This is a genomic window from Arsenophonus nasoniae (assembly GCF_004768525.1).
Taxonomy (GTDB): domain Bacteria; phylum Pseudomonadota; class Gammaproteobacteria; order Enterobacterales; family Enterobacteriaceae; genus Arsenophonus; species Arsenophonus nasoniae.
The window spans coordinates 2246563-2264165 of the sequence record NZ_CP038613.1 but is presented as its reverse complement, the minus strand read 5'-3'; the positions used below and the strand labels follow the sequence as shown (position 1 = coordinate 2264165).

16 protein-coding genes and 1 pseudogene are annotated in these 17603 nt (G+C 33.6%); 7 read left to right on the top strand and 10 right to left on the bottom strand.

The features are described 5' to 3' along the window. Nucleotides 1-13: 13 nt before the first annotated feature. The 4 genes and pseudogenes from hflD to rluE all read right to left on the bottom strand — a co-directional run bounded on the left by hflD (nt 14) and on the right by rluE (nt 2904). A complete protein-coding gene (gene hflD, locus ArsFIN_RS11375; protein ID WP_026822743.1) occupies nt 14-640 on the bottom strand; it encodes a high frequency lysogenization protein HflD in 627 nt (208 codons plus the stop codon). Then, nucleotides 637-1746, bottom strand: a complete 1110-nt coding sequence (mnmA, locus tag ArsFIN_RS11370) for a tRNA 2-thiouridine(34) synthase MnmA (protein WP_026822742.1) — start codon at nt 1744-1746, stop codon at nt 637-639. Before mnmA ends, hflD begins: the two co-directional genes overlap by 4 nt. An 87-nt stretch (nt 1747-1833) precedes the next feature. Further along, the gene (locus ArsFIN_RS11365) at nt 1834-2283 is read right to left on the bottom strand and encodes an NUDIX domain-containing protein (RefSeq protein ID WP_026822741.1); all 450 of its coding nucleotides are present in this window, start codon (nt 2281-2283) and stop codon (nt 1834-1836) included. Beyond that, nucleotides 2276-2904, bottom strand: a pseudogene (gene rluE, locus ArsFIN_RS11360) (23S rRNA pseudouridine(2457) synthase RluE). The gene ArsFIN_RS11365 and the pseudogene rluE overlap by 8 nt, the downstream one beginning before the upstream one ends. A 139-nt stretch (nt 2905-3043) precedes the next feature. On the opposite strand from rluE, the gene icd reads away from it, so the two are divergent. From icd to ArsFIN_RS11340, 4 genes are all read left to right on the top strand, one after another. Further along, nucleotides 3044-4294, top strand: coding sequence for an NADP-dependent isocitrate dehydrogenase (gene icd, locus ArsFIN_RS11355; RefSeq protein WP_026822740.1), 1251 nt, complete (start codon nt 3044-3046; stop codon nt 4292-4294). A 622-nt stretch (nt 4295-4916) separates the two neighbouring features. Beyond that, complete coding sequence (locus tag ArsFIN_RS11350) at nt 4917-6752, top strand: hypothetical protein (protein ID WP_051297002.1); 1836 nt, start codon at nt 4917-4919, stop codon at nt 6750-6752. 301 nt (nt 6753-7053) lie between these two features. Further along, a complete protein-coding gene (locus ArsFIN_RS11345; protein WP_135677734.1) occupies nt 7054-7548 on the top strand; it encodes a lysis system i-spanin subunit Rz in 495 nt (164 codons plus the stop codon). 142 nt (nt 7549-7690) lie between these two features. Beyond that, the gene (locus ArsFIN_RS11340) at nt 7691-8455 is read left to right on the top strand and encodes an N-acetylmuramoyl-L-alanine amidase (RefSeq protein ID WP_026822739.1); all 765 of its coding nucleotides are present in this window, start codon (nt 7691-7693) and stop codon (nt 8453-8455) included. A 599-nt stretch (nt 8456-9054) separates the two neighbouring features. Here ArsFIN_RS11340 and ArsFIN_RS11335 read toward each other — a convergent pair. From ArsFIN_RS11335 to ArsFIN_RS11325, 3 genes are all read right to left on the bottom strand, one after another. Then, nucleotides 9055-9705 (bottom strand): hypothetical protein, encoded by a 651-nt coding sequence (locus ArsFIN_RS11335; RefSeq protein ID WP_026822738.1) that lies wholly within the window; start codon nt 9703-9705, stop codon nt 9055-9057. A 356-nt stretch (nt 9706-10061) separates the two neighbouring features. Then, entirely contained in the window at nt 10062-11024 is a 963-nt protein-coding gene (locus ArsFIN_RS11330; protein ID WP_026822737.1) for a hypothetical protein, read from the bottom strand. A 211-nt stretch (nt 11025-11235) separates the two neighbouring features. Continuing rightward, nucleotides 11236-11430 (bottom strand): hypothetical protein, encoded by a 195-nt coding sequence (locus tag ArsFIN_RS11325; RefSeq protein ID WP_026822736.1) that lies wholly within the window; start codon nt 11428-11430, stop codon nt 11236-11238. Nucleotides 11431-11899: 469 nt separating this feature from the next. On the opposite strand from ArsFIN_RS11325, the gene ArsFIN_RS11320 reads away from it, so the two are divergent. After that, nucleotides 11900-12259 carry a pyrimidine dimer DNA glycosylase/endonuclease V gene (locus ArsFIN_RS11320; protein WP_246067202.1) on the top strand — a complete coding sequence of 120 codons (360 nt, stop codon included), beginning with the start codon at nt 11900-11902 and terminating at the stop codon, nt 12257-12259. Nucleotides 12260-12449: 190 nt separating this feature from the next. On the opposite strand, the gene mgtS is transcribed toward ArsFIN_RS11320, so the two are convergent. Continuing rightward, complete coding sequence (gene mgtS / locus ArsFIN_RS28825) at nt 12450-12527, bottom strand: protein MgtS (RefSeq protein WP_148305538.1); 78 nt, start codon at nt 12525-12527, stop codon at nt 12450-12452. 1182 nt (nt 12528-13709) lie between these two features. Between mgtS and ArsFIN_RS11315 the strand changes: the two genes are divergently transcribed. After that, entirely contained in the window at nt 13710-15170 is a 1461-nt protein-coding gene (locus ArsFIN_RS11315; RefSeq protein WP_026822734.1) for an alanine/glycine:cation symporter family protein, read from the top strand. A 212-nt stretch (nt 15171-15382) separates the two neighbouring features. Here the strand turns inward: ArsFIN_RS11315 and ArsFIN_RS11310 are convergent, their stop codons facing one another. Together ArsFIN_RS11310 and ArsFIN_RS11305 are read right to left on the bottom strand one after the other, a co-directional pair. Beyond that, on the bottom strand, nt 15383-16039 hold the full coding sequence (locus ArsFIN_RS11310) for a lytic polysaccharide monooxygenase auxiliary activity family 9 protein (protein ID WP_135677733.1): 657 nt from the start codon (nt 16037-16039) through the stop codon (nt 15383-15385). Nucleotides 16040-16614: 575 nt separating this feature from the next. Further along, nucleotides 16615-17007, bottom strand: a complete 393-nt coding sequence (locus tag ArsFIN_RS11305; RefSeq protein WP_026822732.1) for a helix-turn-helix domain-containing protein — start codon at nt 17005-17007, stop codon at nt 16615-16617. Nucleotides 17008-17388: 381 nt separating this feature from the next. Here ArsFIN_RS11305 and mgrB point away from each other — a divergent pair, with 381 nt between their 5' ends. Further along, complete coding sequence (mgrB, locus tag ArsFIN_RS11300; protein ID WP_210409074.1) at nt 17389-17511, top strand: PhoP/PhoQ regulator MgrB; 123 nt, start codon at nt 17389-17391, stop codon at nt 17509-17511. Nucleotides 17512-17603 lie beyond the last annotated feature (92 nt).

Below are 17603 nucleotides of genomic sequence, written 5' to 3'. Positions count from 1 at the left end.
ACTCCCAAATTTATTAACAATGAGCAAGAATTTCTTTTGCTTGAGTGATCAAACGTTGTCGCGAAAACATTAATTGTAGGCGGTTGCCACCGATTTGTTGCCAGAGAACAGCGCTACGAATGCCAGTAAAAAGTAATGCACGTACTTTAGCTTGTATTGAACTATTTTGTAGGATATCCGGAGAACCCGTTACCTGAATACGCGGGCCAATTGGACTAATCACATCCACATAAATACCCGCCAGTGCATTGAAAATACCACTGGACATAGGTTCAAAATAATTTTTTTGGTGTTGAAGGAGTTCAATACGTTGTCTAAGTTCATTACTTGCTGATGGATTTTTTCTTAGCCGGCGCTCTAATCCGATGAGACTTAATAAGTAGCGGGTTAAATTAGAGTAAAGGGTATTATTTGAGACGGTAAGTATAGCAAGTAAAGTATTTAAACCAACACGAAGATTTGCTTCGCTATTGCCATAAACATCTAATGTGGATGTTGGATTAATATTTAGCGTGCTATTAATCATAACGTTTGTCGCATTATCGTCAATCTTTCCGTTATGAGCTATTTGTTGAACTAAATGACATGCTTGGCAGATACCGGCAAAAGCAAGAGTAATATCATAAAAATTTTTGCTCACATTGACTCCTGAATACGTGTTTCAATAACACCACCGCCTAAACAAATTTCACCTTGATAAAAGACTGCGGATTGACCTGGTGTGACGGCTGCAATAGGGTAGTCAAATTGCACGATGATTTTATTGTCACTTAATTGCTTAATTGTACAGGGAATATCTGGCTGCCGGTAACGCGTTTTAACTGTGTATTGATTGGTTTCGTTTAATGCTGGTGGATTAATCCAATGGATTTGTTGGACGATAAGTCCTGTCGACATCAAACGTGGGTGATTATGGCCTTGGGCAACAATTAGGCGATTATTTTTAATATCTTTATCAACAACATACCAGGGATCATCATTAGCTTCTTTTACACCACCGATACCTAATCCCTTACGTTGACCTAACGTATGATACATTAAGCCTGAATGTTCACCTAAAATTTTACCGTCAACCGTTATAATTACACCTGGTTTAGCCGGCAGGTAACGAGCGAGGAAGTCGCGAAATTTACGTTCACCAATAAAACAAATTCCTGTTGAGTCTTTCTTTTTGGCCGTAATTAAACCAATTTCCTCAGCGATACGGCGAACGGTTGATTTTTCTAGTTCACCGATTGGAAAAAGACTTTGTGCCAGTTGCGCTTGATCCAAAGTATAAAGAAAATAGCTCTGATCTTTATTATTATCTAGGCCACGCAGTAATTGATGGCGCCCATTAACAGTTTTGCATCGAGCGTAGTGGCCGGTGGCAATATAGTCTGCTGCCAGATCTTCTGCCGCAAATTCTAGAAATGCTTTAAATTTAATTTCTTTATTACATAGAATGTCAGGATTTGGCGTGCGGCCAGCTTTATACTCAGCAAGAAAATGAGCAAAAACATTGTCCCAATATTCGGCGGCAAAATTAACGGTATGAAGCTCTATATCGAGTTTATCGCATACGGATTGTGCATCGGCAAGATCGGTGGCCGCTGCGCAATACTCTTCATTATCGTCTTCTTCCCAGTTTTTCATGAAGAGACCGGCAACCTGATAACCTTGTTGTTTTAATAGGTAAGCGGATACGGATGAGTCAACGCCACCGGACATTCCAACGATGACTTTTTTCAACGGGTTATCTGACATGAATAAATCTCACTGCGGGCAAACATAAAACAAATATTTTAACATGCTGTGTCAAGTTGCACCATAGTAGCATTGGATTAATCTCTATCAGCCGCTATGAAATTGGTAAGCATCGATTAATGCTAGCGGAAAAAATTTTCGGCTCATATAACAGCGTATGCTTTCTGCCACTAAAGGTGAACGAAGGCACGAGCTGGATAATATTTCATCTGCAGTAAGCCATAGACATTGATGGATATCATTATCTTGTGGAGAGGTTTCAGGCATTTCATCTAGTTCAATCAAAAAAAGAAAGCGTAGGAAAGCACAGCCATCAGGTGCTACCCATTGATGAATTTTTATTAATTGCTGTGGAAGCGCATTAATACCAGTCTCTTCATATAGCTCACGACTAGCGGCAGCCAAAATAGTTTCGTTAGCTTCTAAATGCCCAGCCGGTTGATTCCAGACTGATTTATTATTAATAATTTCTTCTACAATTAAAAAGTTACCGTTAACGTGAACGACATTAGCAACGGTAACGTGCGGTTTAAACAAGATCAATCTCCTTCCATTCACCAGGTTGTAAGTTATCTAATTGAAAATTAGCAATACTATAGAGAATCAATCTTAAGGTTGGAAATCCTATATTGGCTGTCATACGACGTATTTGCCGATTGCGGCCTTCTGATAAGGAGATCTTTAGCCAACTAGTTGGAATATTTTTTCTTATGCGTATAGGAGGATGACGCGGCCAAAGCCAATCTGGCTCAGCAACAAGTTCAGCTTTTGCCGGCTTGGTCATACCATCTTTTAATAGCAAGCCTCGACAAAATTTTTGTAATGCTGCTTCTTCCGGTATACCTTCAACCTGCACATAGTAAATTTTTTTGTTTTATTGTTTGGCTGGGTCAATTTCGCTTGTAATTTGCCATCATTAGTGAGAATTAACAAACCCTCACTATCGCGATCCAAACGTCCGGCAGCATAGACATTGGTAACTGGAATGTAATTTTTTAATGTTTGGCGACCAATATGGTCAGTAAATTGTGACAATACATCGAACGGTTTATTAAACAGTAATATTCTACGTGAATTAATCGTATGTTTGACAAAATTTGCGCTATTTTTGTCATGGTATTGTTTCGATTTGGACTTTTTATGATGCAAATTTGTCATAGCAATGAGTAATAAAAAATGAGATCCCTATTATACCTTAAATTAACAGCCATTGGCGTAGAAAATTATTCAAGTACCATGCAATATTCTTACCATAAGTTAATAGGTATTGCGCTAAGATAACTAAAAGGAGAGATTGATGGAAAACAAAGTAGTTGTTCCTCAACAAGGTGAAAAAATTACCCTGGCAGCAGGTAAGCTGAATGTCCCTAATAATCCAATAATTCCTTTTATTGAAGGGGATGGTATTGGTGCTGATATTACCCCTGTGATGTTGAAAGTGGTTGATGCAGCAGTAAAAAAAGCTTATCACGGTGACAAAAAGATTTCTTGGATGGAAATTTATACCGGTGAAAAATCAACTCAAATTTATGGCAAAGATGTATGGTTACCGGATGAAACCCTCGATTTGATCCAACAATATCATGTCTCTATTAAAGGACCGCTAACTACACCTGTCGGCGGCGGGATCCGTTCTTTAAATGTTGCTTTACGTCAACAACTCGATCTCTATATTTGTTTACGGCCTGTGCGTTATTATCAAGGTACCCCTAGCCCAGTAAAACAGCCAGAATTGACTGATATGGTTATTTTTCGTGAAAATTCTGAAGATATTTATGCGGGTATTGAATGGAAAGCGGGCAGCGCTGAGGCGGATAAAGTTATTAAATTTCTACAAGATGAGATGGAGGTAAATAAAATTCGTTTCCCGACCAACTGTGGTATCGGTATAAAGCCCTGTTCAGAAGAGGGAACTAAGCGGCTAGTGCGGGCAGCAATTGAGTATGCTATCCAAAATAATCGACAATCGGTCACTTTAGTGCATAAAGGCAACATAATGAAATTCACTGAAGGTGCTTTTAAAGATTGGGGATACCAGTTAGCACAAGATGAATTCGGTGCTGAATTACTGGATGGTGGTCCATGGATGAAAATTAAACATCCAGAGACAGGTAAAGATATTATTATTAAGGACGTAATAGCTGATGCGTTTTTACAGCAAATTTTGTTGCGCCCAGCCGAATATGACGTTATTGCTTGTATGAACCTTAATGGCGATTACATTTCGGATGCCTTAGCGGCGCAAGTTGGCGGCATTGGTATCGCCCCTGGCGCGAATATAGGTGATAGTTGTGCACTATTTGAAGCAACCCATGGCACAGCACCGAAATATGCAGGTCAAGACAAAGTAAATCCAGGCTCTATTATCCTCTCTGCTGAGATGATGCTACGCCACATGGGCTGGACAGAGGCGGCCGACTTAATCATTAAAGGTATGCAAGGGGCGATTGCCGCCAAAACCGTCACCTATGATTTTGAACGCTTAATGCCGGGTTCTAAGTTATTGAAATGCAGTGAGTTTGGCGATGCGGTTATCAGCCATATGTAATTGTCTGTTTTACTTAATTGATAACGGGAGCTTGATGGTTCCCGTTTGTTATTATTTACATTGAAATGGTTATCAAACTAGCTAAATAATATTCAATTAAACAACAATTTTTATCCAGCCTTTGCCGCGATCATCATGATTTTAATTGTTTTTGCAATTCATTGATTCTCATTATTAATACACTTTTGTTAGCGAGCAATTAATTCAAACTAGTGGTGAATATATTGTAACTACTGATTGCTTGGATCATTTATTTTTATTGTAGTTGAATATAAGGGGCTTTATTATTGAGAAATTTGAACCATATTCTTATAAATTAATGAATCTTCCAATGGGTATATATTTATATAAAAAGTGATCTGTGATTAAATGAATTTTTTTATTTTTTAAGATTAATTTCATCTAAAACAAAGTTTTTTCATCGTCTCGCATTATAAATTGTGCTCTACTTTCACGAGCACTTTCTACTAATTATATTTCGCTGCAATTTTGATTATTGATAACGGAAATAGATACAAGTTATTTTTGTTAGTACTATTGCAAAATTATTATGCAATGTAATGAGTTTGCATCTATTTAATTTAAGATGTGGATAATTTTAATCTTATGGAATGAGGTTAACATGCAACATTTTGATTCAATAGCAATATTAAGAAATAGTGAATATACCGGCACACTTTATGTTAGTGGTTATTTCCAACCTGGCGATGGTGGTGGTGGTTATTATATTTGGGATAGCGCTTGCGCAAGAGAGGATAATGGTGGGACTGTTATTGCTTCTAACGTTATTGCTGGTGGTCGTTGGTTATTACAGCATGGAGGACGAGCTGATTTTTTCCACTTTGGTATTATGGATGATACAACGCCAGCTGATGATGCACTCGACGCTATGGTCAATGATTTGTCTATTATGCGCATAGAAGCAGGTAGTAATCTATTATTTCAACGCCGTCATCATTTTAATCGTTCAAGTATTAATTTGAATTTTAATCATTACCATCTTTCAACACAAGGTATTGTTCCTATTGACGGCGCAGATGATCCATTTGCCGCAGTATTGTTCTTTCAGGGAAAAATTAGCACTGAAGAAAGAAAATTTACCTTGACTGAAATATTGAACGAGCAGACTGATATTTTTCCAGTTACTGACGCCACCGAATTTAAGACTGGAGATTGGTACGCACTACAAGTTGATCATTTAGTCGGTAGCGATGAGCGCGAATTGCAAAAATTGGTACAGGTAATCGCGATTATTGATAATGAGCATATTCAGATCAATTATTCTAATGGCTGGCAGCTTAATACAGGGCGTGTTATCCGTTGGCGTAAAGTCATGTCAGTGTGTGATGTGACGATCAGCAACCTCCATTTTACCGGTGCTGGTATTGATGCAAAAACCGGTAGTCATCCAATAGCTTTCGAATATGCAATTTATGCCAATGTTTTTGCTGTTCATGCTATTGGCAGCTTTTGGCCAGTAATAATGCGTCGATGGAATACTCATTACATAACAAAACAATGTTCGTTGCAAAATCCTGTCAACACGGCTTATGGTGGAGCGGGTTATTTGACGCAACAAATCTATTGTTTATATGGGCATGTCAGTGATTGCTATGTTGCAAATGCCAGGCATTTAAATGATTTTACTGCTTCTGCTTATTGTATGGTGGAAAATTGTCATGCCACCGGGCAAAGTGCAGAAAAAGGCCCATTTGTCACTCATGGTCAGTATGAACATGATCTTACCTACACCGGTAACTCTGGGCTGATGACATTTGCAAACTCTGGTGCCCAGTGGGGTGGTTGTGCTAAACGGATTAATGTCCGGCAACATATTTGTCCCTGGTTTGTGGCTCGATATAAAATCAGCGATTTGACACTAGAAGATGTTATTGTTATCGCTGATTCGGCGATTCCTAGTTCTGGTATGTTATGGGTAAATGCAGATGGATTACAAATGCGTGGTTGCAAGGTTGATCGTGAATTGCGCATAACACAGGTTTCGGTGCGATCCGTTCGTCGTAACCTAATTAATGGTTGTCATTTTAGCTGGCAAAATGAAACTCAGCCAATTGTGCAAACTAGCGTTAAGAGTGCCATACATATCATAGATAGCGTGTTTGATGGTCTTAATGGGCATAGTTTTGCTAGTTGTGCGCCATTAAGTTTTGAGCGTTGTCAATTCAATGGTATGGCAAATACTACACTGTTAAAAGTAGCGGCAAATCGATTTTCGTTACGTGCTTGTGTGTTAGAGTCAATTTATCTGCAACTGTCTGGCGATAGTGAAAAACATTGGGATATTACCTTGTTGACTCAACATGGGGGTGGCATTTATTTTAGTCATTTTAGTGTCAGTTCTTCATTAGTATTTGTTCATAACCGTTTGCAAAATAGTGAGATTATTGCCAAACCACCCAGCAGTGACCAAGTCATATGGCAAGATAATCTTATGTAACAGTAGTGTTAAATATTGCAAAGATGAGAAGTTTTATCTGCATTAAGTTCCGGCCATTATATTTAAGGTATTAAACGTTATAAAAAATAAATTAAATATTATTAATTTTAATTAAATTTAATTTTACAAAAAGAAAAGTAATCAATTGTTATCTTTTTTATTTTGATTTTTTATTTCAAATTAGCGACAGTTAGATTGCTTTTAAACTTAATCTAAATTTGTATTTTTATTAATAGTAAACGGTTGATTAATTGATTGATTGAATAAGAAAGGCCGCTTTTATTATTATTGAATACGAGAATTGACATATGAGGAAACGTTTGAAAAAGCGTTTTTTATTATGAAATTAAATTCTATCATAATAATTATTGTAACATTAATATCCGCAATATTTGCGGTCATTTATAACGATTACAATCATCTAAAGTACCAATACCAACAACTCAAAGATGAATTACAACAACAAACAGAACTTAAAGACAATTATTTATACGAAATAAAATCGTTGCAACAAATTGATATAAAACGAACTCAGGAACTTAATAATGCAAAAATGGCAATACGTCAGCTTAGTAGTGATTTGCGTAACAACCATAAGCGCTTGCTCGTCAAAGCCGTGTGTTCCGAGAACCATGGAGTTACCGCCAGCCCCACCGGCTTGGATGATGTCAGATCCACCGAATTGGCGCCAGACGCTGGACGAAATTATCTTCGTCTCAGACGTCAACTAGAAACATTAGAAGCTCAATTTTTGGGATTGCGGGCTAGAGGGCAGGAAATTTATAAACAAAAATAAATTTGTTATTCCTATTTTAAATAATAATTTTATTGTTTGTGATGAATATTGCCTTGAAATTAATTGTTACATTTTAAATAAGGAGTTAAATAATCGTTTCATTTATTGTCGATAATAGTTAAGCGGCCAAGAGGAAAAAAACATGTACTTAATCGATTATAATTCATATCGTTCAGTCAAAAGTTTTAACCGTAGGACTCGTTTTCTTGTTATGCATTATACTGCTTTAAACTTTCAAGCTTCAATCACGGCATTAACAGGTAATAGTGTTAGCGCGCATTATTTAGTGCCTGATCCAACTGATAAAACATATCAGGCTGCTGGTTTTAAAGATGTTAGAATTTTTAATTTGGTGGATGAAAATGAACGTGCATGGCATGCGGGTGTCAGCTTTTGGGCTGGACGCTCCAATTTAAATGATACTGCAATAGGGATCGAAATAGTAAATGAGGCGGGTTATGCTAACGGAAAAATGATTTTTCCGCCGTTTAATGACAAACAAATTGATGCAGTAAAAGAATTAGCATTAAATATCATTCAACGTTATCCAGATATGTTACCAACCAATATTGTTGCTCACTCAGATATTGCCCCCGGACGTAAAAGTGATCCAGGCGCGGCCTTTCCATGGAAAAAGCTTTATAACGCCGGAATTGGTGCTTGGTATGAAGAAGAAATAAAACAGCAGTATATGGCACAATTTAAAAATAAAATGCCGGAAAAAGCGGAGATTGTCACCAAATTAAAGCGCTATGGCTATGATGTATCTCAAGCTACCAATAATAATGATTATACAAAATTGATCAGAGCTTTTCAGTTACATTTTCGCCAATCAAATTATGATGGCAACATAGACATTGAAACTGTGGCTATTCTTTATGCGTTAGTAGCAAAATATTTTCCTTAATCACTTGTTATGATTTATTTTATAAAAACTATCATTTAATTTTGATGGTTTTTATATTTAAGTACAACAATTCAATATAAGCAAAGTGAAATTGTTACTGCAGAAAATATAATCGTAATTTTGCCAGTTTAAAAAATTGGTTAAACCGATGCTTATTGATAGTTTAGTTAAAAGCTAGTAGAAGATGTCATTTTACCCCTTTAACCATTTTAAGTCTTAGTTGGTATTTTGTCACATTAATATATCTGTTTGAAAAAAAGTCCTTTATTGGTATTAATGGTTTTAGAATATTAAAATGAGGTGGTAAAGTAGTATTTTTTAATTTAAGTTTTTAATCCTCATTGGATTTTAATATTACTTTTTTTATTTAAAACTTAGGATTGAAATTTTATCTATAAAACTACTGTTTATTAAACTGTACCGTCGGTAAAATTATTGTACCTCCATACAGTCGGCGATAAAATTTACCCTATGATAATGGCATGATTATATATTTTATGATTTAAGTTGTTACCCTATTTTGCTAACCAGCCATTTGGGCTGGTTTTTGAATGATTATTACTTTTTTGCTACCAAATTTATGCGATTATCATTTTATATTAAGGATAATCTCTAGTGAAATGAGCAAGAGTTTCCTCATTATTTTCAATATCGCTATTACTGTTATGAGCAGCACTGCCTGAATTGTGGCTATTGGGTTTAATATGAGTGTTCTCACTAACAGTAGGATTCATGATAATTACGCCATTATGGAAAGTTGTTGTGGCATAAGTATCTAAACTTTTTCTGGTTGCTACATTGGTTGCCTTAAAAGACTCGCTGATACCCGTTTGGGTAGTAGCCAAACTTTTATCAATGTTAGCCATTGTCGCTTCTAAGGTTTTATTAGTTACATTATTAGAAAGCTCTAGGCTAGATTTTAGCAACCCATCATTATTTGTTACGTTATTGTTATGAAGAGCAGCTTGCGCAAAATTAAGACTTTGCTCGATACTATATTTAGCTAATTTTAGATTTTCATTAACAGATTCTTTAGCAAAGTCGAGATTTTGCTGTAGCATGGCTCTAGCTTCATTAAAATTTCTTCCCATAATCGCGTTTATTTGTTCGTAACTATGGTAGCGATTTTTATGGTATCTAATGTTATCAGTATTTTTAGTTGTGAGAGGCATCTGAGTATTATTGGCTATTGATGATATTGAATAACACCCAAATAATATAATAATGGATGCTTTATATAATAATTTCATAGCTTATCTCCTCATATATGAATTATCTTTATTAAGTATAGTTAATTTTAACAATTTATTAACATTTTGATGGTGTTATTTAAATATCAGCCTGGCTACATAATCTTGATAATGGTTAGAAAAATGTAATTAATTGACAGCAAAGATAACTTTGTAAGAGATTTTGACTATAGCTTCTTTCATGGTTAATAAAAGGCGGTTGTTTATAACAGAATCATTTAGCTAATTAATTAAGTTGTTATAAAGAAAGGCTATATTATTAAATTAATATCTCTCTCTCTTTTGTAACCAGCAAAATGAAAGAGAGATAGGATATGCATTTTTTACGAATTGATAAAGAGTGGTTAATAAAAAGGCTATCCTTGGTATCTAGTGGCAATTTCATCTTCTGTGATATTATCGATATTACTATTATTAGCGGCACTAGCTGTACCTGCGCCATTGTTACTAAAAGCTCTCGTGTTATTGGCTGGATCCGCAATCGTAAGAGCACGCTCAGTAGTAGAATTTGCCATGTTAAGACCTCGATTAGTGGTTGAATTAACAAGCTCTGAACTGGCATTTGCGGTGTTAGCAGCCATATTTAAACCATTATTAGCGGTATATTTAGCTGCATCTATTGTTGTTTGAAAATTAGCTTTGTTTGAATCAAAAGTCTCGTTAAGTACTGTATCCGCTGCGTTAAAGCTTGTGTCAAGAATACGATTAGTTGTATCGAAGCTACCTTCCGCAGTTTTACCTACTAGTGTTAGCGTCTTATCTATCGTTTTATTGGCAGTATCTATCCCTGCGTCAATTGTTTGGGTCGCCACAATTAATCCTTGAGGATTAGTGTTATTTCCATATTGTATTTTTGAAATTTTCGTAGAGAAAGTGGTTGTTTTATCAAGAACATCGCCGACAGTTTTAAAACTTTCGTTGGCAGCAGATTCTACCATACCAAGCGTTCTATTGGTGAGGTCAGCTGCTATTTCTACCCCTCTTAGCATAGTATCATTGGCTAAATTCAAACTGTCTTGGGTCGTTTTTTGATTGGCATCTAAACCAGAGTTAGCGACATTGCCAATAAGATTAGTGCTATTATTGGCGACGGATTGGCTTAACTGATTGGCAGCAGTATTTGCTTTTTCAACCGTGTTATAACTTGTTCTCATTGTTTTATCAGCGATATTTGAACCGGCTTGAAGAACGGAGTTTACAACATGCTCATTGTTGCGCGGCGCTGGATTTTTTTGTGAGTTGCCCTTAGCCATAGTAACGGTAGAATTAAGTCCGATCAGTATTGTAATAATGGTTGATGTTTTTGATAATGACTGCATAGTTTATACCCTCGAAAATAAAAATCATTATCAAGTATAGTTTATTTTTAACATTATATTAACATTTGGCTGATTTTATAAAGTTAATCCGCTGCATGTCATTGAAATAGAGGCATTTATTTTTTATGCCATAGCTAATTATAATTAATAAAGCGTGGCTGCCAATGGATGGCAGCAAAAAGAGGAAATTGATAATTCCTTAGTGGTTAAGTTAATTCTTTAATATAATATTATACTCATTACCATCAACATCATGGGTTAAACAATGGCGTTTGCCATCTTCAACTCCCTCGACGATTTTTTCACAAGCATAGATAGCAGGTGGTGGAGCCAGAGCATGACAAACATTAACAAAATAAGCTGTTAAAACAGATATAATAGTCAAGGTTTTAAATAAAATTTTCATCGTTATTGTTCGTATACATAAAGCGGCAATTCTAATTTAATAAGCTGATATTTCAATGTTTTTTGCAAAATTCTTACCAAGTTATTGCTAAGATTTTTTCATTAGAGTTTTATATTGTTTTTACGCTATATCATTGTCAAAATACTTAAAATATATCTATTTTAAACCGCATCATGAATATGCAGTGATTAATAATATGATAATGTCGTTGGCTTATAAAAATCATGGCTAAATGTTTGTAGCGAGTGCAAGATAATTGACTCATAGAGGTTTTAGTTAATACATAAAATGATTTAACAGTAACAATCTAGGATAAAGTCACTTTTAGTATAAATTTAATAATGAATAAAATTATTTTAATATAGTAAATGGAGATATAATAAGACTTTTAACATAAAAATTTGGTTATTAACTAATTATGACGAGAATAAATGTAATCCCGCCTAACGAATTATGCGATCAACACTTGTTGGCTGAACATAGAGAATTAACTCGTATACCAAACTATATTGTTAAAAAAGAAGGACATGTTGTATTGTCGACGTTGACTTCTTATACCTTAGGGAAAGGGCATGTTCTATTTTTTAGAGATAAATTGTTATTTTTGTATTTGAGATATACATCACTACATCAGGAGTGTCTTAATCGAGGATTTTCTGTTACTAATAAATGGCCAGCAAAAGTAAAAAACTATTCTCATTTATGGAATAATTATCAAGTTACTGAGTTAGATATTATGATTAATAAAGCTAGGATAGCTGAAAGAATGCCATTAAAACCTCGATTCACTTCTCATAAAAATAATATTATTAACAAAAATTTGATTTAAATTTGTTGTTAATTTTTTGCCATGAGTATGGAAATAAGCCAAATTTTATTTGGATAAAATTAGATTTTGTAGGTTGAGGGGTTTATATAATATTTTGAATTTGATTTTTAAATATAAAAATAATGCCCCTTTTTTAGATAATAATCTAATAAAGGGGCGTTTTACTCGGTGGATACTCTTCAGTATTCATTTAATCATCCCATTTGGGGCTCATCATTGCGGCGAAAATGCCAGATGCGCAAATCAGGCCGAGAATTAACAAAAACATAATATTCTCCTTATTTTTGGTTAATGCATTTCGATAGAAATACCTCGCTAAAATGAAAGTTAAATGCCATTATTTGGCTCAGTAATTCTAGACAAATAGCGACAAGATAAAAAGGAGTATTGTACAAAAAGATAAGTTATTTCATTTTGTTGAGCTTTCATTTAATGTTTTTCGTTATAACCAAAAATTTGGCAGTATTAAGGATCCGAGTCACACTTTTAGTGTGATTAATTGGATGTTTTAGTGATGAAATGCGGGTTATTAATTGTTATTGAAGTAATGTTAGTCTATGATGGTTTCACTAAAACAAATTACGATAAAAAATAACAGTTACAATAGTTAAAAATACTGTATAAAAGATTATAAAAAGGATCGCATGTCTTTTGAGATATTAGGGAATTTATTACTAGTAAAAAATAATATTAGATAAATAATATAGTGATAATATATTAAATAACTTATTAATAAAATAATAAACAATTAGCTGCTTTTCTATTAAAAAAACCATTAATAATTTATTTTAATAAAGTTATTATTTTAGCTTTTAATATAAAGAATAGATGATTGGTAATTTCATTATTGCTAAATGTAAAAATATTACTAGAAAATAAAAGGTTAAAATAAAATTGATGAATAAGTTGCCAAAATTGAGATTTAGGTTATAGTTAAATATTATATTTAGTTTGGTTGATAAATTTAATCATATTAGTAATTATAATTAATTAGTTGATTTTTTAATGTTATTCTTAATTAGATGAAATTTAATATGAATAATTACTACAGTTATAGAGTTAATATTAAATATATCAACTAGTATTTATAAAAATATGAAGATAATTTAATTATTGGTGTTTAATATCGCTATGATTTACTAGATGCTGATATAATTGTTCATATACATTAAAACTCAGCAAATCGACAAATATTCTTGTTTACCTTTTTGTTATATTGTCGGTTTGTAGCTAATCATGATTCTCACTTTTAAAATAAAAAGGTTACCTAAAGAGGATGTTTATGTTACATTTTAAGGCAGTTTTACTGCTTAGTAATGTTATTATTTTTCAATAAAAGAGTGAAATTTATACAAATAAAAGGGTCATTTTTTAATAAAGGTTTAGTATTATTTATTAGTGTATTTGATTTATTGGACAGTTTTTATTAGTACAGATAAGGGGAAATGTTTTGACGGAACTGATAGACAATTTTAATAATATTCTATGGAGTGGTGTATTAATCTATTTATTGCTTGGAGTAGGTATCTATTTTACGTTAGGCACTGGTCTTATTCAATTCCGCCATTTTGGGCATATGTTTACTATACTAAAAAATAGTAATAAATCAGATAGTTCAGGTATATCTTCTTTTCAAGCTCTTTGTACAAGTCTAGCAGCTAGAGTTGGAACTGGAAATCTTACGGGTGTAGCCATTGCATTGACTGCCGGAGGGCCTGGTGCCATTTTTTGGATGTGGCTTGTTGCTTTAATTGGTATGGCTACCTCTTTTGCTGAGAGCACATTGGCACAGTTATATAAGACAAAAGATGATCAAGGAAATTATCGTGGTGGCCCTGCCTATTATATGGAGAAAGGGCTTAAAATGCGTTGGATGGGCGTACTTTTTTCTATCTTTCTTATCATCGCTTTTGGTCTAGTATTCAATTCTGTTCAAGCTAATTCAATTGCTCAGGCAACAGCCGTTGCTTTTGGTTTTAATCCTCTTTACGTAGGAATTGTGCTCACAATAATTTGTGGCATTATTATTTTTGGAGGACTACGTTCAATTGCTCGGGTAGCCGAACTCGTTGTTCCTATAATGGCAATCGCTTATTTGATATTAGCATTTTGGGTGATGAGCAATAATATTGAACGTTTGCCAGATGTTTTTCTACTGATCATTAAACATGCTTTTGGTTTGCAAGAAGCTGTTGGCGGCGTTGTTGGCTATGGTGTTGCCCAAGCGATGACACAAGGAATACAGCGAGGGCTATTTTCAAATGAAGCAGGTATGGGGTCAGCGCCAAATGCAGCGGCGGCAGCTTCACCTTACCCGCCACATCCGGCATCGCAAGGATATGTACAGATGCTAGGTGTTTTTATGGATACTTTAGTAATTTGTAGTGCAACGGCAATTATTATTATTTCTTCTGGTGCATTAGATAGTGCTGAAGCCACTATTAGTGGAATTGAATTAACACAGCGAGCGCTGTCTTCAGCTGTTGGTGATTGGGGAGCAATTTTCATTGCAATAGCTATTTTTTTCTTTGCTTTTACTTCAATTATTGCAAATTATGCTTATGCAGAAAGTAATATGGTTTTTTTAGAAAACAACCATACGGCCGGATTATATATTCTTAGGCTTGCTACTTTGGGGATGGTTATTTTTGGCTCAATGGCAGAAATGCCCTTAGTTTGGAAATTAGCTGATTTCTCAATGGGCTTAATGGCGTTAACAAATCTAATTGCAATATTAATGCTTTCAGGTATCGTGTTTAAACTTACCAAAGACTACAATCAACAACGCAAAGCTGGCAAATTACCTACATTTGATATAGATGCCTATCCTGATATTAAAAAACAGGTAGAGGATGGTATTTGGGAAAAGGACAATTTAAAACAATGGAATGAACGAGGCGCTAATAGTTAGCTAATATAATAAAAACCTTCGTATAAGAAGGTTTTTATCACTATATTCATCTAAATTTTTATTTATTTTTTTATCAATAAATATATTTGTGACAAAATTAAAATGGAGTAGTATTCTACTGCAATGTTATAAAATAAAAAAGTTTATTTATTATAAATTATCTGTCAAAAACTAGATAATACAGCTTAGTATTTCAGTTAGTTTTTATAATATTAGTTAAATTTGTTTTCGAAATCAAAAGTTTGATAAAATGCCATACCAGTATCAGCAATAATCCATAACACTACAATAACATGATGACCTTTTTTTCTATTCACTGGTAATTGAATATCATGTTCGTATTTTACTGGTAAATCATATGACCAGAATGGGACATCAGGTGAAATATCTTCGAAAAAAGGTGTCAGTTCAAAATGGTTACGAGTTAATCGTGTTGTAGTATCCCAGCCATTCTTAGTAATGTAGGCTACATAACCACGTGTTTTATGTTGTTGTGTGTATTCCCATATAAAGTGCTGTAAACCGTCTTTTGGAACTGGGTGCTTAGGCCATGGTATCTTTCCTTCTGTAATTAATTCATTATCCGTGGAATTTAAGTAAGCTCTTTCTCCAGTTCTTCCACCACTGACGATTAATCCATCTTTTGGTGGCGTACTACTTGCTACGTCTGATGGTTCGCGTATACAAGGCCCACTTTTAGTTTCTGGAAAGTTTTTTCCTCCTTCTAACTCATTAGTTTCCCACCCTAATCCCCACCAGCCATTTATCGAAGCAAAGTGTCCGCGGGATGCTGGGGTTATAATTCTACCATGAGCAGGCTGAATATTATCCAATGTTTCTCCATTATTCTGGATAAAACTATTAGGCATAATGTCTCCTGAAATTTATTGAATGATTAAGTGTGGTCACTTCTAAAACTAGATATATAAACACATTGGATAGAATATAATTTTCTGTTAAGAGTAAATAGATAAAATTATTTAAATAGTGATAAATAAAATTTATATTTAATTATAATTTATTATAAATTTTTATTTTTAATTTAAAATAATAATTAAAGCTTACGATGTTAAATTTTAGTTTTATATTAACAATTAATATAAATATAATAATATTGTCTTTAGTAAAAGGTTTTATAGTTTAATTACTCTAATTTTATTTTAATTAATTGCGATTCATTATTACCCAAAATAGGTATATTTTTGGTTGGAAATTATATATTTATAGTATATTGCATATAAATTAATACAAATGGAGTAATAATTATTTGCCCTTAACAGTGAATTCATATTGAATATTAATAAAGATGCTAAATTAAAATAAAATAGCTGAAGATTTATGTCATTTTATCTTAGCATCGACAATAACCATTATTTTTTATGGATTATTGATTGAAGTTTTACTTATCTATCAATAGGTTAATTAACATATTTCTTACTTATGGTTAAATATTTGATGATTGTTGGTAAATATGATGTAGTGGTTCTTTGATTTTTAATTTAATATTAGGGTCTTGGCGGAAATCGTAAGGTGTAATACCAAATTCTTTACGAAACATATAAGTGAAATGTGATTGCGAACCAAAGCCAAAATCTAACGCAATATCAAAAATGGCTTTAGAGCTATTTCTCAGAAGATTAACCGCTTTGGCAAGACGACGTTGACGAATGTATTTACCAAGTGAAATTCCTGTTATTTCTTTAAAAATTTTTTGCATATGCCAAAGAGAATAACCTGAGTAAGCGGCAAGCTCTTCCAGGTAGATTATCCTTCCTATGTGTTCTTCAATCCATTTACTTAATTCGCAAACAAGTGCTAAGTGGGTATCTTGTAGCATTGTGATATCATACTAGTTATAGGTTAAAGAAGTATACACAACTTTTTTTAGGGATGGCAAAGTTCGATAGCTTGATGTTTAAATAATTTATATAAAAATTTATGTTGATCTTTAAAGAGAACAGTTTATCTCTTTATCAGTGAGTGTTTAAGCCATTTTTATCTATAATAATTGTTTTGAATTTCGGCAGTTAACTGATAAATAGCATAGACAATAAATTAATAAAGAGATTTTATTGATTTCTGCAATGACACTATGGTTACTGTAGTTAGTGACTTGATTTTTTACCTAGAGTGACATACTAATTGTTTTTTATCTTATGTGGTATTAAAAATATGAAAAGGGTTAGATATTGAAATTAAAAAAATAGTCATTGCGATTATGATCGTTTTACTCTGCTTATTTTTATATTTAGTCGCATTAGACAGTTATTGTGATCAAGATCAAAATGGTGGGAATTTCACCATTGGTATCTGTAAAATAACCGGTTATTTACCATTTTAACTAAAATTAATAGAGTTTTAATCTGATGTGATGATTTAATATAGGCTTAAAAAGAAATTAATGTTTTAATTAATCGTTTTGACATGCGCTTT